The sequence below is a fragment of the Bacillus sp. 05T31 genome (assembly GCF_056396725.1).
The window spans coordinates 1-1,701 of record NZ_JBFTMA010000835.1 but is presented as its reverse complement, the minus strand read 5'-3'; the positions used below and the strand labels follow the sequence as shown (position 1 = coordinate 1,701).

The 1,701-nt window shown below is 35.7% G+C and carries 2 protein-coding genes and 1 rRNA gene; 1 reads left to right on the top strand and 2 read right to left on the bottom strand.

The genetic code is table 11. The features are described 5' to 3' along the window. Positions 1-112, top strand: a 5S ribosomal RNA gene (rrf, locus tag AC1DJR_RS28905); the annotation flags it as partial. Positions 113-263: 151 nt separating this feature from the next. Here rrf and AC1DJR_RS28900 read toward each other — a convergent pair. Together AC1DJR_RS28900 and AC1DJR_RS28895 are read right to left on the bottom strand one after the other, a co-directional pair. Continuing rightward, a complete protein-coding gene (locus AC1DJR_RS28900) occupies positions 264-722 on the bottom strand; it encodes an ASCH domain-containing protein (RefSeq protein WP_159147395.1) in 459 nt (152 codons plus the stop codon). A gap of 104 nt (positions 723-826) precedes the next feature. Then, on the bottom strand, positions 827-1,701 hold an 875-nt coding region (locus tag AC1DJR_RS28895; protein ID WP_477004139.1), incomplete at its 5' end, for an aminotransferase-like domain-containing protein.

Genomic DNA, 1,701 nt, shown 5'->3' with positions numbered 1-1,701 from the left:
GTGATGATGGCAGAGAGGTCACACCCGTTCCCATACCGAACACGGAAGTTAAGCTCTCTAGCGCCGATGGTAGTTGGGACCTTGTCCCTGTGAGAGTAGGACGTCGCCAAGCAACTTTAAGACGAGTCAGAATGACTCGTCTTTTTTGTGTTTAATGAAATAAGCTTGTTATTAATGGCTCAAGAAATCCATTGGTAACAAGCTTATTTGTTTAAAGATAAATGTATTTATCTAATATGGCCTTCCGGTAAAATCGTTATTTATCATATCTTCACTTTGTTTTTTACATCGATAAGCTTAAAACGTTCGCAAACGAGCAGCATATCTTCAGAAAAACTAAGACCAAGTTCGCTTAGTTCCTTTGTAAAAAACTGAATATGGGTATCTCTCCAGTAACTATAGGTACGATCGCCTTCGCCTTCAGCGATAGCGAATTCTTCAGTCACTTCATTCATTGGCATTATAGTTACTTCTATTGTCTTAATAATAGCTACAGGTTCCTCCTGACTATTGAGTACAATACTATAATCGTTAGTTGTTGGTAGTGGTTCATTTTCTAATTCATAAAAAATATGGCCCGAGCATGTTGCGGTTTTCACACCATCAATGACTAATTGAGCGAGATAATCAGGAGAATCACCAAATTGCCAAGCTGTAACAGATTCTGGTTTTTCATTGTTTCCCCAATAAGTATCCCAATATGATTGTGCTAATGGATTCATTTGTATATTTACCTCACTTTAATTAATATTTTAGTCTCTTTATAATCCCTGGGGAATTTCCTTATTTGTTAAATTCTTTAATCTTGAGTTTTAAAGTCTATTTATTAACAAGAATATATATAAGGTATTGCCCTCTGTAGCCTGTTCACACCTTCTTTTATTTCTTCAGTTGTTAAATGTCCATACCCCATAATAATTCGACTATGATGTTTTCCTTTTTCAATGGCGTGGTCTTCCACAGGATATACTTTAACCCCAAGTTGTTGGATTTTCTCAAGTAATTCTTTGGTGAATTGAACTTGATTGAATTCAACAATCAGGTGTAATCCTGTAGAATAACCGGAAATATTGATCTTATTTGAGAATACTAATTTTAATTGCTGGATAAGCAAGTCTCTTCGATTTTTATAGGTTTTTTTCATCTTCATAATATGCCGTTCCAAATAATCTTCGGCAATAAATTTAGCAAGGACAAGCTGATTTAAAGAAGATGTATGTAGATCTGAAAACCATTTTACCCTGCGACATTTTTCAATAAGGTGTGAGGGAAGAACTAAGTATCCCATCCTAAGGGCCGGTGATAAAATTTTACTAAATGAACCTATATATATAACACGCTCGGGATCCAATCCCTGTAATGAACTTACAGGTGAGCCTTCATATCGAAACTCACTGTCATAATCATCTTCAATGAGATAACAATTTGTTTTTCTTGAGTAGTTAATCAATTGAACCCGTCGTTGAATCGGTAACGCTCCTCCTAAAGGAAACTGATGAGAAGGAGTAGTGAAGATGAATTTTGGGTTTTTATTTGCAGGCAGCAAAGATGTATCCATCCCATTATCATCAACTGGTATAGGATAAAGGAAGGCTCCTGAATTTTTAAAAATTGTTTGAATGTCATTGGTGATGGGATCTTCTATTAGTACTTCGTCGCCTGTTGACAAAAGTAACTTAGAAACAAGTGTTAAAGCTTGCG